Source organism: Streptomyces sp. NPDC049040 (genome assembly GCF_043197715.1).
Taxonomy (GTDB): domain Bacteria; phylum Actinomycetota; class Actinomycetes; order Streptomycetales; family Streptomycetaceae; genus Actinacidiphila.
The window spans coordinates 306475-329187 of sequence record NZ_JBICTO010000007.1 but is presented as its reverse complement, the minus strand read 5'-3'; the positions used below and the strand labels follow the sequence as shown (position 1 = coordinate 329187).

At 73.4% G+C, this 22713-nt stretch carries 20 protein-coding genes; 10 read left to right on the top strand and 10 right to left on the bottom strand.

Annotated features, from left to right (window positions below):
- The first annotated feature begins 175 nt into the window (after positions 1-175).
- Together ACGFMP_RS20980 and ACGFMP_RS20975 are read left to right on the top strand one after the other, a co-directional pair.
- Positions 176-868 (top strand): TetR/AcrR family transcriptional regulator, encoded by a 693-nt coding sequence (locus ACGFMP_RS20980; RefSeq protein WP_393674232.1) that lies wholly within the window; start codon positions 176-178, stop codon positions 866-868.
- A 72-nt stretch (positions 869-940) separates the two neighbouring features.
- Positions 941-2506 carry an FAD-dependent monooxygenase gene (locus tag ACGFMP_RS20975; protein WP_393674231.1) on the top strand — a complete coding sequence of 522 codons (1566 nt, stop codon included), beginning with the start codon at positions 941-943 and terminating at the stop codon, positions 2504-2506.
- Between the two features lie 48 nt (positions 2507-2554).
- Here the strand turns inward: ACGFMP_RS20975 and ACGFMP_RS20970 are convergent, their stop codons facing one another.
- Genes ACGFMP_RS20970 through ACGFMP_RS20960 form a run of 3 tightly spaced genes read right to left on the bottom strand, consistent with a single transcriptional unit; the run spans position 2555 to position 5722 of the window.
- A complete protein-coding gene (locus ACGFMP_RS20970) occupies positions 2555-3382 on the bottom strand; it encodes a carboxymuconolactone decarboxylase family protein (protein WP_393674230.1) in 828 nt (275 codons plus the stop codon).
- A gap of 24 nt (positions 3383-3406) precedes the next feature.
- Positions 3407-4930 carry a sensor histidine kinase gene (locus tag ACGFMP_RS20965; RefSeq protein WP_393674229.1) on the bottom strand — a complete coding sequence of 508 codons (1524 nt, stop codon included), beginning with the start codon at positions 4928-4930 and terminating at the stop codon, positions 3407-3409.
- A 51-nt stretch (positions 4931-4981) separates the two neighbouring features.
- On the bottom strand, positions 4982-5722 hold the full coding sequence (locus ACGFMP_RS20960) for a response regulator transcription factor (protein ID WP_393674228.1): 741 nt from the start codon (positions 5720-5722) through the stop codon (positions 4982-4984).
- A 202-nt stretch (positions 5723-5924) separates the two neighbouring features.
- Here ACGFMP_RS20960 and ACGFMP_RS20955 point away from each other — a divergent pair, with 202 nt between their 5' ends.
- The 4 genes from ACGFMP_RS20955 (at position 5925) to ACGFMP_RS20940 (ending at position 11276) form a co-directional block, all read left to right on the top strand.
- Positions 5925-8135, top strand: coding sequence for an MMPL family transporter (locus ACGFMP_RS20955; RefSeq protein ID WP_393674227.1), 2211 nt, complete (start codon positions 5925-5927; stop codon positions 8133-8135).
- Positions 8136-8380: 245 nt separating this feature from the next.
- Positions 8381-8797, top strand: coding sequence for a hypothetical protein (locus ACGFMP_RS20950; protein ID WP_393674307.1), 417 nt, complete (start codon positions 8381-8383; stop codon positions 8795-8797).
- Between the two features lies 1 nt (position 8798).
- Positions 8799-10385, top strand: a complete 1587-nt coding sequence (locus ACGFMP_RS20945) for a TetR family transcriptional regulator (RefSeq protein WP_393674225.1) — start codon at positions 8799-8801, stop codon at positions 10383-10385.
- A gap of 45 nt (positions 10386-10430) precedes the next feature.
- The gene (locus tag ACGFMP_RS20940) at positions 10431-11276 is read left to right on the top strand and encodes a hypothetical protein (RefSeq protein WP_393674224.1); all 846 of its coding nucleotides are present in this window, start codon (positions 10431-10433) and stop codon (positions 11274-11276) included.
- On the opposite strand, the gene ACGFMP_RS20935 is transcribed toward ACGFMP_RS20940, so the two are convergent.
- Positions 11233-11538, bottom strand: coding sequence for an SCO4848 family membrane protein (locus ACGFMP_RS20935; RefSeq protein WP_393674223.1), 306 nt, complete (start codon positions 11536-11538; stop codon positions 11233-11235). The two genes, ACGFMP_RS20940 and ACGFMP_RS20935, sit on opposite strands and share 44 nt — an antisense overlap.
- A gap of 181 nt (positions 11539-11719) precedes the next feature.
- Between ACGFMP_RS20935 and ACGFMP_RS20930 the strand changes: the two genes are divergently transcribed.
- Positions 11720-13147, top strand: coding sequence for a D-alanyl-D-alanine carboxypeptidase family protein (locus tag ACGFMP_RS20930; protein ID WP_393674306.1), 1428 nt, complete (start codon positions 11720-11722; stop codon positions 13145-13147).
- A 132-nt stretch (positions 13148-13279) separates the two neighbouring features.
- A complete protein-coding gene (locus ACGFMP_RS20925; protein ID WP_393674222.1) occupies positions 13280-14938 on the top strand; it encodes a hypothetical protein in 1659 nt (552 codons plus the stop codon).
- Positions 14939-15009: 71 nt separating this feature from the next.
- On the opposite strand, the gene ACGFMP_RS20920 is transcribed toward ACGFMP_RS20925, so the two are convergent.
- The 4 genes from ACGFMP_RS20920 to ACGFMP_RS20905 form a co-directional block, all read right to left on the bottom strand.
- Positions 15010-15963 (bottom strand): YihY/virulence factor BrkB family protein, encoded by a 954-nt coding sequence (locus tag ACGFMP_RS20920; RefSeq protein WP_393674220.1) that lies wholly within the window; start codon positions 15961-15963, stop codon positions 15010-15012.
- Positions 15951-16409, bottom strand: a complete 459-nt coding sequence (locus ACGFMP_RS20915; RefSeq protein ID WP_393674305.1) for a GtrA family protein — start codon at positions 16407-16409, stop codon at positions 15951-15953. Before ACGFMP_RS20915 ends, ACGFMP_RS20920 begins: the two co-directional genes overlap by 13 nt.
- 92 nt (positions 16410-16501) lie before the next feature.
- Positions 16502-17473: a decaprenyl-phosphate phosphoribosyltransferase gene (locus ACGFMP_RS20910; RefSeq protein WP_393674219.1), complete on the bottom strand. Its 972-nt coding sequence runs from the start codon at positions 17471-17473 to the stop codon at positions 16502-16504.
- Positions 17466-18674, bottom strand: coding sequence for a phosphatase PAP2 family protein (locus ACGFMP_RS20905; RefSeq protein ID WP_393674218.1), 1209 nt, complete (start codon positions 18672-18674; stop codon positions 17466-17468). The genes ACGFMP_RS20910 and ACGFMP_RS20905 overlap by 8 nt, the downstream gene beginning before the upstream one ends.
- Before the next feature lie 284 nt (positions 18675-18958).
- Here ACGFMP_RS20905 and ACGFMP_RS20900 point away from each other — a divergent pair, with 284 nt between their 5' ends.
- Together ACGFMP_RS20900 and ACGFMP_RS20895 are read left to right on the top strand one after the other, a co-directional pair.
- The gene (locus tag ACGFMP_RS20900; RefSeq protein ID WP_393674217.1) at positions 18959-20326 is read left to right on the top strand and encodes an FAD-binding protein; all 1368 of its coding nucleotides are present in this window, start codon (positions 18959-18961) and stop codon (positions 20324-20326) included.
- A 28-nt stretch (positions 20327-20354) separates the two neighbouring features.
- Positions 20355-21110 carry a decaprenylphospho-beta-D-erythro-pentofuranosid-2-ulose 2-reductase gene (locus ACGFMP_RS20895; protein WP_393674216.1) on the top strand — a complete coding sequence of 252 codons (756 nt, stop codon included), beginning with the start codon at positions 20355-20357 and terminating at the stop codon, positions 21108-21110.
- Positions 21111-21151: 41 nt separating this feature from the next.
- On the opposite strand, the gene ACGFMP_RS20890 is transcribed toward ACGFMP_RS20895, so the two are convergent.
- Positions 21152-21937 (bottom strand): alpha/beta fold hydrolase, encoded by a 786-nt coding sequence (locus ACGFMP_RS20890; protein ID WP_393674215.1) that lies wholly within the window; start codon positions 21935-21937, stop codon positions 21152-21154.
- A gap of 113 nt (positions 21938-22050) precedes the next feature.
- A complete protein-coding gene (locus tag ACGFMP_RS20885) occupies positions 22051-22623 on the bottom strand; it encodes a 2'-5' RNA ligase family protein (RefSeq protein WP_393674214.1) in 573 nt (190 codons plus the stop codon).
- Between the last annotated feature and the right edge of the window lie 90 nt (positions 22624-22713).

Below are 22713 nucleotides of genomic sequence, written 5' to 3'. Positions count from 1 at the left end.
CGCCCGCACCCCGGTGGCGGGGTGGGCGAAGGGCCGAGGGGACGGGTCGGCGGCCCAGGTGTTCGGGTGCGCGGGTGGTCGGGTGCTGGTGGGTGTATCCGATGATCTTTCCGTTCCGGAAAAGTTTTCCACAGGGAGATTTTTCCGGACCGGCAAAAATGCTAGATTGGCAAGCATGGACACCAGGGAGGGCCCGGTGGAGCCGGCGGACGCGGCCGACGCCACCGACGGGCTGCGCGAGCGGAAGAAGCGGCAGACGCGGGCCGCGCTGAGCCGGGCCACGATCGCGCTGAGCGTCGAGCGCGGCTGGGACGGGGTCCGGATGGAGGACATCGCCGCGGCGGTGAACGTCTCGGAGCGCACCTTCCGCAACTACTTCTCCAGCAGGGCGGAGGCGGTGGCCGCCACCCACCTGGACCGGATGCTGCGCGTCGCCAGGGCGCTGGACGAGCGGCCGGCCGGGGAGCCGCTGTGGGAGTCGATAAAGGCGTCGGTGCAAGCCGAGTTCAGCCCCGAGGACAGCAGGCCGGCCGACCCGGCGGCGGGCAGGCGGCACACCGCGGCGATCTGGAAGGTCCTCTCGGAGCCCGCCGTGCAGGGCGAGGTGCTGCGCGCCGACCAGGCAGCGCAGGTGGTGCTGGCCGAGTCGATCGGCGCGCGCACCGGCTCGGACCCGCGGGCCGACCTCTATCCGAAGCTGGTCGCCGCCTCGGTCGGGGCCGCCATCGGCACAGCGCTGGGCCACTGGCTGCGGGCCGATCCCCCGGTCCCGCTGGGACCGCTGATAAGCGACGTGCTCGGACAGCTGACGGCCGGCCTGCCCGCACCGGCACGCACCGGGAGCCGACCGCCGGACCTGCCGGCCTGACCCGCGGCACGGCACACGAGGACACCGGGCACGAAGAGTCGAGGCACGAAGAGTCGAGAGGGGTGCGTCGTGATGGCCAACGAAGCAGATGTGGATGTGGATGTCGCGATCGTCGGCGGGGGTCCCACCGGACTGATGCTGGCCGCGGAATTGGGGCTGCTGGGCGTGCGCCCCGTGGTGCTGGAGAGCCTGCGGGAGCCGAGTCCTGAACCCCGGGCGAACGGGCTGGTGGGCCAGGTCGTCCAGGCGCTCGACCGGCGCGGGCTCTTCGAGAGCCTCAGTGGCAGCGCGGGACCGCCCCAGCCCGACACCGCGTATTTCATGTTCGCCGGGCTGCCGCTCGACCTGAGCCGGCTGGAGGAGAGCCCGGTCCACACCCTCGCGGTGCCGCAGCACCGCATCGTGCAGGTGCTGACCGCCCGCGCCGCCGAGCTGGGCGCGGAGATCCGCGCCGGGCACCGGGTGACCGGCCTGGCGCAGCGGGAGGACAGGGTCGAGCTGGAGACAGCCGGGCCCGACGGGCCCTACCGGCTGACGGCCCGCCATGCCGTCGGCGCCGACGGGGCGCACAGCGTCATACGCAAGCTCTCCGGCATCGGCTTCCCCGGCGTCACCTACGACCGCTCGGTCAACCGCCACGCGCATGTGAGCGTCCCCGACGGGTGGGCGGGCCCCGAGGGGCTGCGAGTGCCGGGCGCCGGGGCGGTGCCGCCGTTCCTGCCGCGGCGCACCGAGCGGGGGGCGTTCACCTGGGCGCCGCTGCCGGGCCGGCCGCCGCTGGTGGCCACCACCGAGTGGGATCCGGTGGAGGGCGACGAGCCGATGAGCCTGGCCGAGATGGCGGCGAGCATAGGGAGGGTGCTCGGGGCCGAGGTGCCGGTGGCGGCGCCCGAGGGGCAGGGGCCGTTCGTGCTGCGCCGGCTACTCGGGGGCAACACGCGGGTGGCCGACCGGTTCAGGGACGGGCGGGTCTTCCTGATCGGCGACGCGGCCCATGTCTATGCCTCGGGCGGCGGCCCCGGGCTGAATGCCGGGCTCCAGGACGCCCTCAACCTCGGCTGGAAGCTGGCGGCGCAGCTGGCCGGCACCGCGCCCGAGGGGCTGCTCGACACCTATGCCGCCGAGCGCACCGCCGCCGCCCGCCGCACCCTGGTCTCCGCCCAGGCGCAGGCCGCGCTGCTGGCACCCGGCAGCGATGTGGACGCGCTGCGTGCGGTGTTCGGCGAGCTGCTGGGGGACCCGGCGGCGGTCCAGCGGGTGGGCGCCCTCGTCGCGGGATCCGATCTGCGCTACGACCCCGGCTCCGACGGCGCCCACCCGCTGGTCGGGTACCACGTCAGGGACGTGGCGCTGACCACCGCGGCCGGCCCGACGCGGCTCGCGGAACTGATGCGCGGCGGACGCCCGTTGCTGCTCGACCTCACCGAGTCGGCGACGGCGGCGAAGGTGGCGGCCGGCTGGTCCGACCGGGTGGACGTGGTGACGGCCCACGCCCGGCCGCCGGCCGGGGCCGGCTTCACGGCGGCTTTGATCCGGCCCGACTCGTATGTCGCCTGGGCCTCCTCCGCCCCGGTCCCGGACGCGCGCGAATTCGGGGAGCTGCGGGTCGCGGGGGGACGGTGGTTCGGGGTGGGGTGAAGGACGGGCCCCGAGGGCCGGCCGCGCCCGCGGCACCGGGCGCGGGGGTCAGGAGGCCGCGTCCCGCTCCGCGAAGATCTCGCGGGCGGCGGCCACCCCGTTGAGGGCGGCGGGGAAGCCCGCGTAGCCGGCGAGCTGGGTGAGGAGGGCGACGAGCTCCTCCCGGGTGCCGCCGACGTTGAGGAAGCCGCGGATGTGGACACGCAGTTGCGGGGCCGCGGTGCCCAGGGCGGTGCACATGGCCACGGAGGCGAGTTCACGGGTGACCAGGTCGAGGCCGGTGCGGGCGTAGACGTCGCCGAAGACGTAGTCGACCACGAAGCGGCCGAGGTCGGGGGCCAGGTCCGCCAGGGAGTCGATGATGCGGGGTCCCGCCGGGCCGTCGACCTGCTCGAGCAGGGCCACACCGCGGGCGCGGCGCTCGTCGGCCGGGGTCGACTCCGGCTCCGGGTCCCCCGCGCCCTCGGGGTGGGCGGCGAAGACCTCGCGGGCGGCGGTCAGCGCGTTGAGGGCGGCGGGGAAGCCGGCGTAGACGGTCGTGTGGATGACGGTCTCCACGATCTCCCGCCGGGTGCAGCCGACGTTGAGTGCCCCGGCGATGTGGAAGCGCAGCTGCGGGGCCGCGTTGCCGAGGGCGGCGAGGGCGGCGACCGTGCCGATCTGCCGCTGCCGCGGGGTCAGGCCGGGCTGCGACCAGACGTCGCCGTAGCCGAACTCGACGGTGAAGCGGGCCAGGTCCGGGGCGATCTCGGCGACCGGGTCGAGCACCGTGGGGTGTTCGGTGCCGGTGACCAGGCTGAGCGCGGCCAGACCGCGGGCGTAGCGGTCGTCGGTGCCGGATGCGGAGGGCGTTGCGGAAGCGGGTGCTGGCGTCATGGTCACGACGCTACGAGTTGGAGTTCACTCCAACGCAAGTCCCTTTCCCGAGGCCGCTGGCTCGGGCGCGGGGGCGGGTGGGCAGGCGGGCGGCAGCGTGATGCGGACGGTGAAGCCCTGGCCGGGCGCGGTGTCGAGGGTGACGGTGCCGTGGTGGGCCTGCACGGCGGCTTGGACTATCGCCATGCCAAGACCCGCCCCGCCGGTGTCGGGGGCGCGCTCGGGGTCGGCGCGGAAGAAGCGGTCGAAGGCCCTGGCGGCGTCCCGCGGTTCGAGCCCGGGGCCCGAGTCGGCGACCCGCAGCCGCACCGCGGACTCGTCGCCTTCGACCTCGATGACCAGCAGCGCGTCCGGGGGCGTGTGGATCCTGACGTTGCTGAGCAGGTTGCCGACGATCTGCCGCAGCTCCGCCTCGTCGCCGAGCGCGTACGCGGTGCGGCCGTCCGCAGGCAGCAGCAGGGTCTGCGGGCGGCCGGGCTGCTGGGCGGCCAGGTCGGCGGCCGCGTCCCGTACCAGCGCGCAGACGTCGACCGGCTGGAAGTCCAGCGCGGGGCGCTCCTCCAGCCGGGCGAGCGCCAGGAGTTCGTCGACCAGGCGGCTCATCCGGGTGGCCTCCGCGGCCACCCGGTGCAGGGCGCGCTCCTTGTCGTCGGCGTCGAGCATGCCCTTCTCGTAGAGCTGGAGGTAGCCCTGGACGGAGGCCAGCGGGGTGCGCAGCTCATGCGAGGCGTCGGCGAGGAAGTGCCGCAGCTGGGCGGTGGCGCGCTCGCTCTCGGTGAGCGCGGTCTCGATCTGCTGGAGCATCGCGTTGAGCGCGGTGCTCAACTGCCTGACCTCACTCGATCCGTGGCGTGCGGTGGCGATCCGCCGTGACAGGTCGCCCTCGGCGATGGCGGAGGCGGTCTCGACCATGGTCTCCAGCGGGCTGAGCCGCCGCCTGGCGGCGGTCAGCGAGCCGATCGCGAGCAGCCCGAGCAGCCCGAGCCCGGCGATCGACTCCCAGATCAGCAGCTTGTGGATGGCGTGTTCCAGCCCGCTGTAGCGCATGCCCTGGACGACCATGCTGCCGTCGCTGAGCCGGGTGACGACCACCCGGTAGTCGGTGCCGTCGGCACGGACGTTGACGGGCTTGCCGCTGCGGGCGAGCCCGGCGGGGTCGGCCAGTGCCTTGTTCAGGTCCTCGCGGATCCGGCTGTTGGCGCCGCTGGTCTTCTCGCACACCGACGAGCTGCCGCCGTCGGAGTCGAGCACCACGAACAGGTCCTGCTTGAAGGCCTTGGCGAAGGACAGGCCGTCCTCCTTGCCGTCCTGGAGGATGTCGGCGAGCGTGCACAGCTGCTGGAGGCCCACGGCGGTGACCGGTGCGCTGCTCACCGAGCGCTGCGAGTCCCGCAGGGTGTTGTCGATCTCGGTGCCCAGCACCTTGTAGGTGGCCATCACGCTGAAGGCGGCGGTGGCCAGCAGCCCGAGCGCGACGAAGGCGACGTTGGCGAGGGTGAGGCGGGCGCGCAGGGTCTTGGGCTGCGGCACCAGGCGTCGTCGGGTCACCGTGCCACGCCTGTCCCCGGGGTCGATGCGCAGGTTCTTCGGGTCACGGGGTCACGCCTGTTCCACCGCCCGCAGTCCGTAGCCGATGCCGCGCCTGGTCTCGATCATGGGCGGTCCGAAGCGGTCGAGTTTGCGCCGCAGGTAGGAGATGTAGGTCTCGACGACGGTCGACGGCACGACGGTCTCGTACTGCCACACGTGCTGGAGCAGCTGCTCCTTGGAGATGATCCTCCCGGCGTGCCGCAGCAGGTGCCGCAGCAGGTTGTACTCGGTCGGGGTCAGTTCGACGGGCTGGCCGGCCCGCCGGACGGAGTAGGTGGCCTCGTCCATCTCCAGGTCGCCGTGCCGCAGCACCCGGTCGGCGACGCCGGTGTCACGCCGGGTGCGGCGCAGCACCGCGTGCACCCGGGCGACGACCTCGTCGACGCCGAAGGGCTTGGTGATGTAGTCGTCGCCGCCGAGGGCGAGGCCCGCGACCACGTCGCGCGGGGCGTCACGGGCGGTGACGAAGATGACGGCGAGGTCGTCCGTTCCGGGTTCCGCGGCATGTTCTGCGGCGTGTTCCGCGCGCAGGGCGCGGCACACCTCCCATCCGTTGCCGTCGGGCAGCATCACGTCGAGCAGGACGAGGTCGGGGCGGTGCGCCCGGACGGCGGCGAGCGCCTCCCGTCTGGTCGCGGCACAGTGCACCGTGAAGCCGTTGTAGCTGAGCGTGATGCGCAGGATGTCTGCGATTCCGGGCTCGTCCTCGACGACGAGCACCCTGGGAGCCGTGCCGACAGCTGTCTCCATGTGTCAAGTATCCGCACCCCGGGTCGCCGTCGGCGGCCGCGAACTTTGGAGTTCCTTGAGAGAAGTCGTTTCGGCTTGGTCCGGGCGCGAGGACCACTGACTCTGGAGTGGGGCGAGTGGATCAGCCGACACGGTCACGTGGCGACGGATCACGTGGCATGACGACGTAGATGACGTAGATGACGTAGATGGGGGATGGATCGTGGCCGTTCTGGCGCGATGGTGCTTCCGGCACAAATGGCTGGTGATTCTGCTGTGGGTGGCGGCGCTGCTCGGTGCCGGGTCCGCGGGCAGGATCGCCGGCGACACCTACTCGAATGTGTTCTCGCTCCCCAACACCGAGTCGAGCAAGGTCATCGACCTGCTGGACAAGGCGGTGCACGACCAGTCGGGCGAGTCCGACACGGTGGTGTGGCATGTCGACTCGGGTTCGGTACGCGACGCGTCGGTGCGGCAGCGCATCGCGCCGATGCTGGAGAAGGTCCGGCACCAGAAGGACGTCGGCAAGGTCGTGAGCCCTTACGACCCGGCGGGGGCGGCTCAGATCAGCAAGGACGGCAGGACGGCGTACGCGACGGTGACGTACGACGTGCTCGGCGCCGAGCTGGACAAGTCGCAGGTGCACGACCTGATCGACACGGCGCAGGGCGCGCGGGCCGACGGGCTCAAGGTGGAACTGGGCGGCAACATCATCGCCTCGGTCGAGGAGCCGCCCGCCGGGCTGAGCGAGTTCGTCGGCATCGCCGCGGCCGCGGTGGTGCTCTTCCTGGCGTTCGGCTCGCTTTTCGGCATGCTGACGCCGATCGTGACGGCCCTGTTCGCCATCGCGATCTCCGGGTCGATGATCACACTGCTCACCCACACCATGAACGTGCCGGACTTCGCGGGCCAGCTGGCCATGCTGGTCGGCCTGGGAGTGGGCATCGACTACGCGCTGTTCATCGTGACCAGGCACCGCAAGGGCATCCTGAGCGGCAAGTCGCCCGAGGAGTCCGCGGTCACGGCGGTGAACACCTCCGGCCGTGCGGTGCTCTTCGCCGGCGGCACGGTCTGCATCGCACTGCTGGGCATGTTCACGGTCGGCCTGCCGCTGCTCTACGGCGTGGCCATCTCGGCCGCGATGACCGTGGTGGTGTCGGTGCTGGCGGCGATCACGCTGCTGCCCGCGATGCTCGGGGTGTTCGGGATGCGGGTGCTCAGCCGCCGCCAGCGGCGGAAGTTCGCCGCGACCGGACCGCGGACCGGGGACGCGGTCGGCGCGGCGATGCGCTGGTCGACCTTCGTGCAGCGGCACCCGAAGTCGCTGGCCGTGGTCGCGGTCGTGGTGATGGCGACGCTGGCGATCCCGACGCTGGCGCTGCGGCTCGGCTCGTCCGACCAGGGCAATGACCAGAAGTCCAGCACCACCCGCAAGGCGTACGACATCCTCGCGGACGGTTTCGGGCCCGGCTTCAACGGGCCGCTGACCATCCTGGCGGAGGTGCCGGGCGGCGCCGGTGACAAGGCGGCGCTCGACAGCCTGGTCACCACGCTCGGCCACACCAAGGGCATCGCCCAGGCCGCCGCGATGCCGATGCAGCCGAACAGCACGGTCGCGCTGGTCCGCGCGGTGCCGACGACGTCGCCGCAGGACAAGGCCACGACCGAGCTGATCAACCATCTGCGGGACGACGTGGTTCCTGCCGCAGAGCGCGGCACCACCATGAAGGCCTACGTCGGCGGTCCGACCGCCACCTTCAAGGACTTCGCGTCGGTGCTGGGCGGCAAGCTGCCGCTCTTCATCGGGGCGATCATCGCGCTGGGCTTCGTGCTGCTGCTGCTCGCCTTCCGCAGCGTGGTCGTGCCCTTGACCGCGGCGGTGATGAACATGGTCGCGGCGGCCGCGTCGTTCGGCGTGCTGGTGGCGACCTTCCAGTGGGCGTGGGGCGGCAGCCTGCTCGGGGCGACCCGGGAGGGGCCGATCGACGCCTTCCTGCCGGTGATCATGCTGGCGCTGCTGTTCGGCCTGTCGATGGACTACCAGGTCTTCCTGGTCAGCCGGATGCACGAGGAGTGGGTCCACACCAAGGACAGCGCCCGTGCGGTGCGGGTCGGCCTGGCCGAGACCAGCCGGGTGATCAACTCGGCGGCCGTGATCATGATCTGCGTCTTCGGCGCCTTCGCGCTCAGCGGGGTGCGGGTGCTGGGCATGTTCGGCATCGGCCTGGCCGGCGCGGTCGCGCTGGACGCGTTCATCCTGCGGACGGTGCTGGTGCCCTCGCTGATGCACATGTTCGGCAAGGCGAACTGGTGGCTGCCGGCCTGGCTGGACAAGCGGCTGCCGCACATGGCGGTGGAGCCGGCCGAGGACGAGCCGGCCGCGCCGAAGGACGGGCACCCCCACGACCTGGCGCTGGCTTCTTCCGCCGACTGAGGCAACGACCGGCACGACCGCGCCGGCAGATCCGGCAGATCCGGCAGATCCGGCAGGCGCGAAGGACCGGCCCGGCTCCGAACACTCGGAGCCGGGCCGGTCCTTTTCTTCTGCCCGCGAGGGTGTGCGGCGGGTCACAGACCGGCACCCCAGCGCCAGCTTGAACATGTTCAAAAACGGGTCTAGTGTCGGCGACATCAGAGTTTTGAACACGTTCAAGGAATGTCTGGGGAGTGGAACTCGACATGGACCTGACCGTCCTCGCCTACGCCGTCTACCTGGTGATCAGCATCGGGCTGACCGTCTGGGTCGCCAGGACACTCAGCAGCAACGGCAGGGTCTTCCTCGCCGATGTGCTGCACGGCAACGAACAGCTCGCCGACGCCGTCAACCACCTGCTGGTCGTCGGCTTCTACCTGGTCAACCTGGGCTTCGTCGCCCTCTACCTCAAGTCGGCTGACACCGTCGACAACGCCCGGGGGGTCTTCGAGCAGCTGTCGGTCAAGCTCGGGGTGGTGCTGCTGGTGCTCGGCGTCATGCACCTCGGCAACGTGTACGTGCTCAACAAGATCCGCCGCCGCGGCCTGCTGGAGCGCGAGCAGTTCCCGCCGGTGGACCCCGACGGGCAGACCGCGACCGGCGCGCACCCCGCGGTGGTCTGAAATGGGCATCCCTGCCACCCCTGCCACCCCGACCACCCCTGCCACCCCCGGGCCGCCGCCCGCAGGGCCCGCCGCGGCCGGCCGGCAGGCGGCCCCGCGGCGGCAGCCGCTGCGCGGCCTGACCGTGCTCTTCGACCCGGACTGCCGGGTCTGCGCCTTCGTCGGGAGCTGGCTGAACCGGCAGCGCAAGCTGATCCCGGTCCTGCTGGTCCCGGTCGGCTCCGCGCAGGCCCGCAGGCTCTTCCCCGCCCTCGACCACGACGGCGCTACCCGCAGGGAGATCACCGTCGTCGGCGACGCCGGCCAGGTCTACATCGGCGACTCCGCCTGGGTGGTGTGCCTGTGGGCGCTCGCAGAGCACAGGACGCTCGCCCACACCATGAGCACCCCGGCAGGCCGCCGGCTGGCCCGGGCGGCGCTGCTGGCCGTCGCCAAATACCGCGGCACCCAGAGCAGCGCCCCCGGCGCAGGCCACGGCGGCGGTCACGGCGGCGGACTGCCGTCCTACCCGCCGGCCCAGCGGGCGGCGGCACGCACCCCCGCCCCGCGGCGCCCCGCTGGCCGGCGGGCACCAGGCCGCCCGCACGCGTACGGCCTGGTCATACGACGGCGACGGCGGCTGGACCGCGCTCGGCCGGGACCCCGCCGACCGCCCGTCGGCAGGCGGCTGCGCCGACGGCTGCGAACCACCGCCCTAGGCGGCGGCCGAGCGGGACCTCCCGGGTCATTCCCGCCCACGAGAGGCCCTAGGCTCACGGTGATGGAGGACAACAGCAGCCCTACGCCAGGACCCGCCGCGGATCCCGCCGCCGGTGCCGCCGCAGGCTCCGCCGAGGAGCTGCCGGGCGGCCGGGCGCGGCCCAAGACCGGCAAGAGCGAGCAGACCCGGGCGCTGATCCTGGAGACCGCGATGCGGCTCTTCAAGGAGCGGGGCTACGACAAGACCACCATGCGGGCCATCGCCCAGGAGGCCGGCGTCTCGGTCGGGAACGCGTACTACTACTTCGAGTCCAAGGAATTCCTGATCCAGGGCTTCTACGACCGGATGACGTATGCGCACGCGCTGGACGCCACCGCCCGGATGGCCGGCGAGCGGGACTTCGACGTCCGGCTGCGGACCGCCCTGGAGTCCTGGCTCGACTGCGCGGCCGAGTACCACGGGTTCGCCGCGCAGTTCTTCCGTACGGCGGCCGACCCGGACAGCTCGCTCAGCCCGTTCTCCAACGAGTCGCATCCGGCGAGGGAGACCGCGGTCGAGCTCTTCCGTGACGTCCTGTCGGGGTCCGACCTGGCCCCCAAGCTCGACGCGGAGCTGGCGGAGCTGCTGCCCGACCTGCTCTGGCTGCACCTGATGGTCGTCGTCCTCTACTGGGTCTTCGACCGCACCCCCGACACCGAGCGCACCCGCGAGTTCGTCCGCCGCTCCACCCCGCTGGTGGCCAAGTTGATCGCCCTGTCCCGCTACCGGGTCTTCCGCCCGATGGTCCGCGACGCCAAGGGCCTGATCCACGACTTCATCCTGCCGACCATCGGCAGGACCGCCGTCACCCGCAGCGCCCCACCGTCCGCTCCCCCGCGGCGCACCTGACCCAGGGTCGGGCGTCGCCGCCCCCGCCCCAGGAAAGGCCCGGCGATGCCCGCAACGACCCACCTCCCCGAGGCATGGCCCCCGCGCGCCCCGGCCGACGACCGGGCCGGCTGCGGCTGCGCGCTCCTGGTCATGACCGCCCTGCTCGGCACCCTGGTGTGCGGGGTGCTGGCCGGGACGCGGCTCGGCGGTCCGCCGTCAGTTCTGCCGGACCAGGACCGCTGGGACGCCTACCTCCTCACCGCGCTGCTCTGGGGCACCGCAGCAGGGGCCGCCGCCGTCGTGGCGGCCTTCGCCCCTTCGGCGCGGGGCGGCAGGGCCACCGCCCGGCGGATCGCGGTGCTGGACGCGGGCATGGCGCTCGCGATCCTGTGGCCGGTGCAGGCAGCGGCGCTCGCCGTCCGGTTCGCCACCCGCCGGGGTCTGCGGCCCTGGATACGTCCGGCCGTCCTCGCGCTGGGCACGGCCGCGCTGGTCGGCGGCGGATGGTGGGGCGCCACGGGTTACGGCGAGGCCACGCCGCACCGAGCGGCGGGCGTCACACAGGCCTCACTGGTCGGCGGATGGCGCACCTCGAACGGCGGCCTGCTGCGGCTGGAGGCGGACGGCCGGTTCACCGCGACGGGAGTGTCGGGCGGCCTCTTCACCCTCGGCTCGGAGTTCGACGACCGCACCGACGCCGCCGGCACCTGGTCGTACGGCTGGAACAGCGACACCCATGTCAGCGGGTTCACCTTCAGCGCCGGAGCCGCCGGCGGCCTGGAGGCTCATCTGGACGTCTACAGGACAGGGTCGACGCTGATGCTGTGCGTGGTGGAGGACCCCGACACGCCCTGCGCGGACGGCCTCACCTTCCTGCGGGTGCCGGGTCCTGCCGCTGCGGCTCGGTGACCTCCGGCTGCCGGCGGCGCAGCGCGCGCAGGCCGCGCAGGCCGCGCAGGCCGATGACGCCGATGGCAGTGCCGAAGACCGTGGAGACCACGGCCAGGGTCAGGTGGATCCAGAAGTACGCGGTCGGCGACGAGTGGTCTCCGTGGTGGAAGGCCAGACCGCTGGTGTCCTTCCACAGATTCTTCACAAAGGTGACCCAGACGATCCACGACCACACCCCGAAGGCGGCGAGGAACCAGGACACCGGGCGACTGAGCTTCATACGTCCCAGTATGGGCGGCACCGGGGTGCACCCGGCAACCGGGGCGGGACCCGGGAAAGGGGCATCTTCACCCGGCTGCGTGCGCACCCTGGCGAGGGCGCCGGCACCTGAGCCCTGTACGTTCTTGCGGGTGCTTACGCCTCAGACCGCGCCCGCCCGCCGCACGCTGCGCCACCGCGTCATGGCCGTGACCGCGACCGCCACGACCGCCGTACTGCTGGGCGGCACCGCACTCGCCGGCACGGCGGGAGCCGCCCCGGGCCGCGGGCCGAAGGTGCCGCAGCCGCCCGCGCGGATGTCGACTGTCGGCGGCGACCGGCTGGGGTCGCCCGGCACCCAGGTGGACCTCGCCGGGGCGCCCGCGCTGCCCGGCAAGCTGAGCGCCCGCTCGTGGATCGTGGCGGACGCCGAGACCGGCGACATCCTCGCCGCGCACAACGCGCACTGGCAGCTCGCCCCGGCCAGCACCCTGAAGATGCTCTTCGCGGACGCCGTGCTGCCCAAATTCCCCAAGACCGAGCAGCACATCGTCGCGGCGAGCGACCTCAAGGGCATGGGCGAGGGCAGCAGCCTGGTCGGGATACAGGAGAACCAGGGCTACTCCGTGAAGGACCTGTGGCTCGGCGTCTTCCTGCGCTCGGGAAATGACGCGGTCCATGTCCTCGCCGCGATGAACGGCGGCGTGCCCAAGACCGTGTCCGACATGAACGCCCTGGCCAAGGAGTTGCAGGCGAACGACACCAACGTCGTCACGCCCGACGGCTACGACGAGCCCGGCCAGCACAGCAGCGCCTACGACCTCACGCTCTTCGCGCGGCAGGGCCTGCAGAACCCGGACTTCCGCGCCTACTGCTCCACGGTCACCGCGCAGTTCCCCGGCGACTTCAAGAAGGACAAGAAGGGCAAGCCGACCAAGATCCGCGAGTCCTTCCAGATCCAGAACACCGACCGCCTGCTCAGCGGCGACTACGACCTCGCCCGCTACCCGGGCATCGCCGGTGTGAAGAACGGCAACACCACCAACGCCGGCGCCACGTACACCGGCGTCGCGCAGCGCAACGGGCGCACCCTGCTGGTCACCGTGATGAACCCGGCGCCGGGGCACAACGAGGTCTACCGCGAGGCCGGCGCCCTGCTGGACTGGGGCTTCAAGGCCGCGGGCACCGCCCAGCCGGTCGGCACGCTCGTGCCGCCGCTCAGCCAGGTGAAGGCGTCGGCCTCGGCCACGCCCAAGCCGAACGGCACCGCGGGCGCCAAGCGGATCGACGCGTCCGCGAGCACCTCGTCGTCCTCGTCGTCCCACGGCATGTGGACGGCCGCCGGCATCACCCTCGGTACCGCGCTGGTCCTGGCGGTCGTCATCACCGTCATCCGCCGCCGGCGCCCGCTGCCGGCTGAGGGAGCCGCCGGGGCAGGGACGTCGGAAGGGCCCGGGACGTCCGGGACTGCCGAGGCGTCCGCGGTGTCCGACGAGCCCTCGGCGACCGGGACGTCGGAAGGAACCGGTACCGCCGAAGGAACCGGTACCGCCGAAGCCACCGGTGCCGCCGAAGCCACCACGGCGACCCCGCGACCCAGGGAGAAGGGCCACCGCCGGCGCCGCCGGTGATCACGCAACCCGTAGCCGTACAACCGTTGTTCACCCCTGATGGTCTTGTCGTTCATGAACGAGAGCAGGGGGGGCGTTGTCATGGCGAGGTACAAGGCGCGGAGATCGAGGGGGCGGAAGCCGTGGTGGGCGATGCGGTCGGCAAGGGGGGCGGCCGCGGTCCTCGCGGCGGCGTGCGTGCTGTGGGCGGGCGGCGCCGCGCCGGCCTTCGCCGCCGACAGCCTGTCCCTGACGAGCCCGGCCGAGCTGACGCTGCCGCTGGGGCCTGAGGGCGGGAGCGTGCCGGCGAAGACGCTCTCGGTGAAACTCCACCACTCCGACTGGCAGCACCCTGCCGAGGGCCGGCTGGTGTTCGACACCACGGACCTCGCAGGTGTCGCGGACGTGGCCTGGCCCGCGGCCTGCACGCCGGCCGCCGGCGGTGGCGGGGCCACCTGCGACGCCCCCACCGACACGGGGACGAGCGACGGCACGATCGTGCTGAGCCTGACGCCTGCCCACGGCTCCGGCGACGGCACGTCCGGTGCGCTCCGCTACACCGGCTCAGGGGCCGCCGGCCTCGCGGAGGTGCACGGGCAGACGAAGGTGACCGTGCGGTCGCAGCCGGACATCTTCCTGAGCGGGGTGCCGCAGAGGATGACCGCCAAGCCGGGAGACACCCTGGCGCTGCCCTTCGCGCTGACCAACCGCGGCGGCGAGCCGGGCCCCGGCAGCATCCTCCAGATCATCCCGACGCTGGGGCTCGACGTCGTCGGGCGGCACTCGAACTGCGAGTACGAGGAGAGCGGCACCGCCGGCCGCCCGCACGCGAAGTGGATCCTGTGCGTGCTCGACCCGGTGGAGGCCGGTGCCACCGCCTCGTACGGGAAGGGGCTGTCCTTCGTCGCCGGCCCCGACTCGCTGATCGAGGACGCCGAGTTCGATCTGAGCCCGTACTCGCAGGCGAGGCTCGACCAGATGCGCAAGGGCCACTCGATGACCCCCGGCACGGGACCGGCGATGGCACCGGAGAAGGCCGGCGCCACCACCCAGGCCTGGCCCTACTCGGGCGACGACTGGGCCGACGCGAAGATCACCGTCGACAACATCGCGGACTTCTCGCTGGCCACGGCGAACCTCAAGGGCGCCAGAGGCGCGGTCGTCACCGCGAAGGTCGACATGACCAACAACGGCCCGGCCGGCTACGCGGACAACTGGAACGAGAGGTCGGCGGCCCGCATCGACTTCCGGCCGCCGCCCGGCACCACCGTCGTCAAGGCGAGCGAATTCTGCGACGCCTTCGACAAGAACGGCAAGCGGCTGGGCTACGGGGTCCCCGGCGTCCTCTACACCTGCAAGCAGAGGTACTACTTCCTGGCCGGCGCGACCGCCACCGAGAGCTTCGGCCTGCGGATCGACAAGGTCATTCCCAACGCCACCGGCAGCGCCACCATCGCGCCGGAGTCGGTGACGCCGTACGACAAGAACCCGGCGAACAACACGGTGAAGATCGTGCTGAACGCCTCGGCGGGCGGCGGCACCTCGGGCGCCGCTTCCGGCGGCGGCCAGACCGGCGGTGCCGGCGGCTCCACGGCGGGCGGCACCACCACGGGCGGCAGCGCGTCGGGCACCACGGGAGGCAGCAGCGCCACCGGCGGTACGAGCGGCACCTCCGGGTCCTCCGGCGGCGACCTCGCCGCCACCGGCGGCGGCCCGGTCGCCCTGATCGGCGAGATCGCCCTGGGATGCGGCCTGCTCGGCGGGGCCCTGCTGCTCGTGCTGCGTTCGCGGCGCCGGCGCACCGCGGCCTGACGCGGCCGGCCGCCGGCCGGAAGCCGTGGCCGTACGGGCGTCACGCCCCCGCGGCCACGGCTTCCAGCGGGTCACGGCTTCCAGCGGGTCGCGCCGCCCTCGGGCTGCTCCTGCGGCTCCTCGGGCGGCAGCGGGTCGGGGGCGTGCCGCGGGGTCACGGTCCAGGCGGCGCAGTAGAGCAGCAGTTTGGCCATGAAGTTGAACCAGAGCAGCAGGGCGACGGGCGTGCCGAAGGCACCGTAGATGTTGCGTCCCGCGACCTGCTGGAGATAGCCGGCGAGGGCCACCTTGAGGGCTTCGAGGCCGACGGCGCCGATCAGCGAGGCGACGACCACCGACTGGCGGGGCGGGTCGACGCCCGGCATCAGGGTCAGCAGGTAGATCAGGATCAGGAAGTCGGCGACGACGGCGATGAGGTAGCCCACGACGGTCAGCAGGACCCGTCCGCCGCTGTGTTCCGAGAGGCCGATGTGGTCGGCGGTCCAGTTGACCGCGGCGGTGGCGAAGCCGGACGCGCCGAGCGAGACGAGCACGGCGATGCCGAGGCCGAAGAGGATGCCCGCGTCGGTGAGCTTGCCCACCACCACGTTCTGGTCGCTCTTGTCCCTGCGCCACACCGCCCGCAGGCAGTCCCGCAGCGAGCTGACCCAGCCGATCCCGGTGAAGAGCAGCACCCCGGAGGCGATCAGGCCGACGGTGCCCGCGTTGGCGACCAGGCCGTTGATGTCGATCTGGTCGGCGATGCCGGGGATCTGGTCGGTGAGCTTGCTCTCCAGCCGGTCGAGCTGACGCTGCGACAGCAGTGCCGCGCCCACCGCGGCGGCGACGGTGATCAGCGGGAAGAGCGCCAGGAAGCTGGTGAAGGTCATCGCGGCGGCCAGCCGCGTCCAGTGCACGTCCAGCAGATGCGCGAACGCCCGCCAGGCGTGGGTCCGCGCCCCGCGGTCGACCAGCGGCTGCACACGCCTGCCGTACCACGGCCCGAGCCGTGGACCGATCCACGGCACCCGGGTCAGCCAGTCCATGTGGGTCGGCTACCCTCCTCCGCCCGCGGCACGCCGCCGCTACGCCGGTTGGCGGTGCGGAAGACCAGGGTGCGGGTGCCCCAGAAGCGCAGGGCGGTCGCCAGCGCCATCCCGACACCCGCGCCCGACACGATGTCCGCGCCGGGGCTGGTGAAGCCCAGGACGTAGTGCGACCCGGTCAGGCAGAGCAGCTGGACGCCCGCGCCCGCGGTGTTGACGGCGAAGAAGACGCCGTAGCGGCGGGCGCGGCTGGTCACGGGGACGCGGCGGCGGTAGGTGCCGAGGGCGTTGCCGAGATACGCGACGGTGCAGCCGGCCAGGAAGGACAGCGACTTGGCGGTGAGCGGCCCGAGGCCGGTGTGGGCGCGCAGCCAGACGAAAAGGCCGAGGTCGGCGGCGTAGGCGGCGCCCCCCGCGAGCGCGAAGCCGGCGATCTCCGGCAGCATCGCGCGCAGCCGGCCGCCGCGCCTCCTGCGCGGGCGGTGCGTACGGCGTGGCGGCCGTGGCGTCGCTTTGCGGGCCGGCTCCGCGCGAGCGCTCATCTGTTGACCGCGGCGAGCACGTAGAGCGCGCCCCAGGCCAGGCCGATCACCATGAGGGCGCGGTCGCGGAGCAGGACGTCCTCCGGGGCGCCGGCCGATCCCGCGTCGGCGAAGACGGCGTAGCGCAGCACCCAGAGGATGAACGGGACCATCGACACCTGGCGCCACGGCAGCCAGCCCGACGCCTCACCGCCGGTCTCCATCGCCCACAGGCAGTACGCGAGCACCCCGACGCCTGCCGCGAGCTGCCACACGAAGCGCAGGTAGCCGGTGGTGTACTCGCCGAGCAGCGCGCGCGACGCGCCTATCTCGCCGCTCTCGGCCGACATCAGCACCAGCTCGGAGTAGCGCTTGGCGGCGACGACGAACAGCGCGCAGAAGCCGGAGGTGATCAGGAACCAGCGGGACAGGCCGATGCCGAGGGCCAGGCCGCCGGCCATGGCGCGCATCAGGAAGCCGGTGGTGACGATCACCAGGTCGACGACCAGCATGTGCTTGAGCCAGACGCAGTAGGCGAGCTGCATGACCACGTAGCCGGCCAGGAGGCCCGCGGTGTCGGGGTTGCACACCAGCGCGGCCGTCGCGGGCGCGGCCACCGCGAGCAGGCCGCCCGCGGTGTAGGCGGCGCCGACCGGCACCTGCCCGCACGCCACGGGGCGCTGCCGCTTGACCGGGTGGGCCCGGTCGGCCTCGGCGTCGCGGGCGTCGTTGATCAGATAGACGGCCGACGCGCAGGCGGTGAACAGCACGAGGACGACGCCGAGCTGGACGGAGTCGCGCAGCGAGAGCAGCCGGCCGGCGGCGAAGGGGGCGGCGAGCACCAGGCCGTTCTTGACCCACTGCCGCGGCCGCGCGGTCCGCAGCAGCCCGGCGGGCAGCCCGCCCGCGGGCTTGCCGCGCACCGCGATCCCGGCGACGCCGGCCGCGCCCGAGGTCTCCTCGACGAGGACGGCTGAGGGGTCACCCATGGAGCCCACCCCCTGCACCGGCCCGCACGGCCCGCCCCGCCGCCGCGGCGTGCACCACGGCCCGGACGTTCCTCACCACCGGCCGCGCCGGCCGGGCCGCACGCGCGGCGCCCCCGGGCAGGACGCGTGCGGCGAGGGCGCCCATGGACCCGGCGGCCGCGCCGGTGTGCGCGAAGCCGGCGGCGAACCCGGCGACGGGCAGCACGCACCACCCGCCCCCGGAACCGCCGGCCGCCCCCGGAACCGGGAGACCGGCGACGCGCGCCACGTCCGCACCCGCAGGGGTGGCCTGGAGCCCCGCACCCAGGACGCCAGGACCTGCGGCCGGCACGAGGTCCGCACCCGCCGCCCGGACCCGGCCGCCATGGGCGACCCCGAACCTCTCACCCGAAACGGCGATACCGGCGACGCGCGCCGCCTCGACCCGCGCCGGCCTGGCAGGGGTGGGCCCGGGCCCCGCGTCCGCGGGGGCGGAACCGGCGGGGCGGCCCTGGCGGCGGGCGGCTCGGGTCGGGCGGGTGAGGGCCGCGCCCGCGAGGACGGCGGCGGCGAGGGGCAGGGCCAGCCGGGGGGTGGCGGGCGGGCGCCCGGTCAGGGACCAGGTGCGCCCCAGCCGGCCCGCCGCCGCTCCGAGCAGCGCGCCGCAGGCGACATCGCTCGGGTGGTGGACGCCCGCGACGAGGCGGGAGACGCATATGGCGCCGGCGACGAAGGGCACCGTGGTCGCGCCCGGCAGCAGCGCGCCGAAGGCGATCACCGCGGCGGCCGAGGACGTGGCGTGCGAGGAGGGGAAGCTGTGCAGTCCCGCGGTGCGGACCAGGGGTGCCGCGCCGGGGATGCGCGGGCGGGGGCGGCGTACCAGCCGCTTGACGCCCATGCTCGCCCCGTGGGCGGCGCCGACGACGGCGGTGGCGCGCAGCCAGGCCCGGCGGCGTTCGCCGTCCGCGAGGGCGCCGGCGGCGCCCGCGGCCATCCACACGGCGCTGTGTTCGCCGATCTGCCCGAGTACCCGGGCGGCGCCGGCGATCCGCGGGTCGGTGCCGCAGTCGCGCAGGGCGGTGAGCAGCCTGCGCTCGGCCCGCGCGGCCGCCGCGGCGAGCGGCTGGGTCGGACCGGGTGGCCAGGGCGGCCCGGCCGCGACGGGGCGGGGCTGCCGGGATATCGAGGTGCCGCGCTGTGCGGTGGAGTCGGATCTGCGCATCGGCGGTTTCTCCCTCCGCGTGGTGGCCCGCGGTGGTGGCCGCGAGGCCGCGGCCCGCGGTGTGTCCACGGGCCGCCCGCGGAGCTTTTCCGCGGGGCGCACGCCGGGCGTGCTCGGGCTGTCCGCACGTGGGGCGACGTAGGGGGCGAGCGCCGCACCGCGATGCGTCCAGCCCTGAGTGATTACCGTGCGGGCAGCCCGCTCACGCAGCGGCACTCACCCTTTACGGTGAGAAATGCGGCATAACCCCCTTTTGGTATCTTCCGGACGATACGGTCAGCGATATGCCCGTACCCTTCGCCGCCGAGACCACCTCCGTCACCGGTTGGGGCCGCACCGCGCCCAGCTCCGCCCAGGTGCTGCGTCCCCGGTCGTACGAGGAGGCGGTGCGTGCCGTGCGCGAGTGCGGCGGGCGCGGCACGATCGCCCGCGGGCTCGGGCGCGCGTACGGCGACGCGGCGCAGAACGCCGGGGGTGCGGTGCTTGACATGACGGGTCTCGACCGCATCCACGAGATCGACGCGGTCAACGGCCTGGTGGTGTGCGACGCGGGGGTCTCGCTGCACCGGCTCATGGAGGTGCTGCTGCCGCTGGGCTGGTTCGTTCCGGTCACCCCCGGCACCCGCTATGTCACCGTCGGCGGGGCGATCGGCGCGGACATCCACGGCAAGAATCACCATCAGTCCGGCTCCTTCTCCCGCCATGTCCGCGCCATCGAGCTGCTCACCGGTGACGGCGAGACCCGGCTGGTGACACCCGAGGACGAGCCGAAGCTGTTCTGGGCGACGGCGGGCGGCATGGGCCTGACCGGCATCGTCCTGGCGGCCACGATCGAACTGCTGCCGGTGGAGACGTCGCTGATGACGGTGGACACCGAGCGGGCCGACGATCTGAACGACCTGCTGGCGCGCCTGACCGCGGACGACCACCGCTACCGCTATTCGGTGGCCTGGATCGACCTGCTCGCGCGCGGCGCGAAGACCGGCCGCGCGGTGCTGACCCGCGGCGACCACGCCCCGCTCGACGCGCTCCCGACCCGCGCCCGCGCCACCCCGCTCGCCTTCCGCCCCGGGCGCCTTCCGGCGACCCCCCGGCACCTGCCGGACGGCCTGCTGGGCCGCCGCAGCGTGAGCCTTTTCAACGAGTTCTGGTATCGCAAGGCGCCGCGCGAGCAGCGTGGCAGGCTCCAGAAGCTGTCGTCCTTCTTCCACCCGCTCGACGGCCTGCCCGAGTGGAATCGGATCTACGGCCGCGGCGGCTTCGTGCAGTACCAGTTCGTCGTCGGCCGCGGTGAGGAGGACGCGCTGCGACGCATCGTCCGGCGGATCGGCTCGCGCCGCTGCCCCTCCTTCCTCGCGGTGCTCAAGCGCTTCGGCGAGGGCGATCCCGGCTGGCTGTCCTTCCCGATGGCCGGCTGGACCCTGGCCCTGGACATCCCGGCCACGCTGCCCGGCCTTGCCGCCTTCCTCGACGAGCTCGACGACGAGGTCGCGGTGGCGGGCGGCCGGGTCTATCTGGCCAAGGACGCCCGGCTGCGACCCGACGTGCTCGCCCGGATGTATCCGCGCCTCGACGACTTCCGCACGCTGCGCGCCCGCTATGACCCGCGCGGCGCCATCACCTCCGACCTCGCCCGACGACTGGGCGTATGAGGCAGGACCCCACTCCCGAGGAGAGCCCATGAAGGACGCCTTCGGTGCGCCGCAGACCCTGCTGGTCCTCGGCGGCACGTCGGAGATCGGGCTGGCGACCGCCCGCCGGCTGATCACCCGCCGCACCCGCAGGGTCTTCCTGGCCGGGCGGCCGTCCGACGAGCTGGAGGCGGCCGCGGAGTCGCTGCGCGCGATCGGCGCGGAGGCGCACACGGTGGCCTTCGACGCGCTCGACCCGGGTTCGCACGAGGTCGCCCTTGGCAAGGTCTTCGCCGAGGGCGACATCGACATGGTGCTGCTCGCCTTCGGCGTGCTCGGCGACCAGGCGCGCGACGAGCAGGAGCCGATGGCCGCCGTGCACGTGGCGCAGGTCAACTACACAGGTGCGGTCTCCGCGTCGCTGGTGTGCGCCGCGGCCCTCCAGGAGCAGGGCCACGGCTCGCTCGTGGTGCTGTCCTCGGTCGCGGGCGAGCGGGCCCGCCGCACCAACTTCATCTACGGCAGCAGCAAAGCGGGCCTCGACGCCTTCTGCCAGGGCCTGGCCGACGCCATGCACGGCTCGGGGGTGCACGTGATGACGGTCAGGCCCGGTTTCGTCCGCACCCGTATGACGGCGGGCCGCCACGAGACCCCGCTCGCCACCACACCGGACGCGGTCGCCACCGCGATCGAGCTGGGCCTGCGCCGCAGGAGCGGCACGATCTGGGTCCCCGGCACGCTGCGCGTGGTGATGTCCGCCGTACGCCACCTGCCCCGCCCGCTCTTCCGCCGCCTGGCGATGTGAGCCGCCCCGCGGGGCGCCGCTCCCCGGCGGGCGGGCCGGGCTCAGCGGCTGAGGAAGTCCCGCAGGACCGCGGTGAGTTCCGCGGGGGCGTCCAGCGGGATCAGGTGGGCGGCACCGGGGAATTCGACCAGGGCGGCGCCCGGGATCTCCGCGGCGTGGCGGCGGCCGAAGGCCTGGAAGTCGGCGACGTCGAGCAGTCCGATGCCCACCAGGGTGGGCACGGCGATGTCGGCGGCGACGCCGGCGTCGGTGTCCTCGGAGTACCCCTCGACGGTGTCCTGGTTCACCAGCGACGTCCGCAGCGGGCCGCGCAGCGCCTCGGCCAGGCCGGGGGCGACGTCCTCCCAGCCGCGCGAGGGCCCGCGCAGCCACATGTCCAGGTTCACCCGGACCGCGGTGTCCAGGTCGCCCGCGGCCAGCGCCGCCGCCTCCGCGCGGTCGTAGCCGGACAGTTCGGCTGACCTGGGGCTGCCGGGCCACGGCGGGGAGAACAGCGCGAGGGAGTGCACCCGGCCGGGGTGGGTGAGGGTGAATTCCACGGCCACCAGGCATCCGAACGACGCGCCCACGAGCCGGACCCGGTCGTGGCCGAGGTGGTCGAGCAGCCGGCGCAGATCGTCGGTCTCGCCGAACGGCCCGCTGGGCGGTGCGGACTCGCCGAATCCGCGCAGGTCGTAGCGGATGACGGTGTGCCCCTCCGCGAGGGCGGGCACGACCGCGTCCCACATCCGGTGGTCGGCGACGCCTGCGTGCACGAGGACGACGGGCGGGCCCTCGCCCTCGACGACGTAGCAGAGCCGGCCGCGGTCGTCCTCGAGTTCGCGCATGCGCCCCATGGTCACAGCTCCGGCCCGGCGGCCGCCACCCGATTGGCGGCCGGCCGCAGCGAAGGCCGATCAGAGGCGGGCGGTCACAGGCGGGGTGGTCACAGGCGGGGTGGTCACAGGCGGGTGGTGGCGCGGGCCGTCTGCTGGTGCGGGACGGTCGGTGGCTCAGTGCCGAAAGGGTAGTCACGCATCTTGCGCCACACCCCGTCGCCGCCCTGCTCGTAGAGCGCGAAGCCGGTGGCGGTCCAGTGCGCCGCGAAGTCGGCGAGCTCGCGCTGGGCGCGGTCCATGGCCGGCTCGGGGATGCCGTGCGCGACGGTCACATGCGGGTGGTAGGGGAACTGGAGGTCGCGGACGACCGGCCCGGACCTGACCCGCTCCTGGAGCTCGGCGCAGGCCCCCGCGCCCTCGGCCAGCCGGACGTAGACCACGGGGGACAGCGGGCGGAAGGTGTCGGTGCCGTGCAGCCGCATCGCGAAGGCCGCGCCCTCCGCGGCCACCTGGGCGAGATGGCGCCGGAAGGGCGGCAGCTCGGTGCGGGCGACCTCGGTGGGCGGCAGCAGCGTCACATGGGTGGGGATGGCGTAAGCGGCCAGGTCGCCGAAGGCCGCCCGCCGATCCTGGAGCAGCCGTCCGTACGGCTCCGGGACCGCGATGGACACGCCGATCGTGGTGGTGGTCTCCATGGCGTTCACCCCTTTCCCCCAGGTCGGTGCCGACGGCAGATCGTCGCCGTCGCCTTGCGTCTTTCCTCGTGCGTACCCCGTCGTCCGCGT

What these genes read in the sequence shown, in the direction of transcription:
- ACGFMP_RS20980 (WP_393674232.1), top strand. Translation starts at nt 176, where the DNA reads ATGGACACCAGGGAGGGCCCGGTGGAGCCGGCGGACGCGGCCGACGCC.
- ACGFMP_RS20975 (WP_393674231.1), top strand. Translation starts at nt 941, where the DNA reads ATGGCCAACGAAGCAGATGTGGATGTGGATGTCGCGATCGTCGGCGGG.
- ACGFMP_RS20970 (WP_393674230.1), bottom strand. Translation starts at nt 3,382, where the DNA reads ATGACGCCAGCACCCGCTTCCGCAACGCCCTCCGCATCCGGCACCGAC.
- ACGFMP_RS20960 (WP_393674228.1), bottom strand. Translation starts at nt 5,722, where the DNA reads ATGGAGACAGCTGTCGGCACGGCTCCCAGGGTGCTCGTCGTCGAGGAC.
- ACGFMP_RS20950 (WP_393674307.1), top strand. Translation starts at nt 8,381, where the DNA reads ATGGACCTGACCGTCCTCGCCTACGCCGTCTACCTGGTGATCAGCATC.
- ACGFMP_RS20945 (WP_393674225.1), top strand. Translation starts at nt 8,799, where the DNA reads ATGGGCATCCCTGCCACCCCTGCCACCCCGACCACCCCTGCCACCCCC.
- ACGFMP_RS20940 (WP_393674224.1), top strand. Translation starts at nt 10,431, where the DNA reads ATGCCCGCAACGACCCACCTCCCCGAGGCATGGCCCCCGCGCGCCCCG.
- ACGFMP_RS20935 (WP_393674223.1), bottom strand. Translation starts at nt 11,538, where the DNA reads ATGAAGCTCAGTCGCCCGGTGTCCTGGTTCCTCGCCGCCTTCGGGGTG.
- ACGFMP_RS20930 (WP_393674306.1), top strand. Translation starts at nt 11,720, where the DNA reads ATGGCCGTGACCGCGACCGCCACGACCGCCGTACTGCTGGGCGGCACC.
- ACGFMP_RS20925 (WP_393674222.1), top strand. Translation starts at nt 13,280, where the DNA reads ATGCGGTCGGCAAGGGGGGCGGCCGCGGTCCTCGCGGCGGCGTGCGTG.
- ACGFMP_RS20920 (WP_393674220.1), bottom strand. Translation starts at nt 15,963, where the DNA reads ATGGACTGGCTGACCCGGGTGCCGTGGATCGGTCCACGGCTCGGGCCG.
- ACGFMP_RS20915 (WP_393674305.1), bottom strand. Translation starts at nt 16,409, where the DNA reads ATGCTGCCGGAGATCGCCGGCTTCGCGCTCGCGGGGGGCGCCGCCTAC.
- ACGFMP_RS20910 (WP_393674219.1), bottom strand. Translation starts at nt 17,473, where the DNA reads ATGGGTGACCCCTCAGCCGTCCTCGTCGAGGAGACCTCGGGCGCGGCC.
- ACGFMP_RS20905 (WP_393674218.1), bottom strand. Translation starts at nt 18,674, where the DNA reads ATGCGCAGATCCGACTCCACCGCACAGCGCGGCACCTCGATATCCCGG.
- ACGFMP_RS20900 (WP_393674217.1), top strand. Translation starts at nt 18,959, where the DNA reads ATGCCCGTACCCTTCGCCGCCGAGACCACCTCCGTCACCGGTTGGGGC.
- ACGFMP_RS20895 (WP_393674216.1), top strand. Translation starts at nt 20,355, where the DNA reads ATGAAGGACGCCTTCGGTGCGCCGCAGACCCTGCTGGTCCTCGGCGGC.
- ACGFMP_RS20890 (WP_393674215.1), bottom strand. Translation starts at nt 21,937, where the DNA reads ATGCGCGAACTCGAGGACGACCGCGGCCGGCTCTGCTACGTCGTCGAG.
- ACGFMP_RS20885 (WP_393674214.1), bottom strand. Translation starts at nt 22,623, where the DNA reads ATGGAGACCACCACCACGATCGGCGTGTCCATCGCGGTCCCGGAGCCG.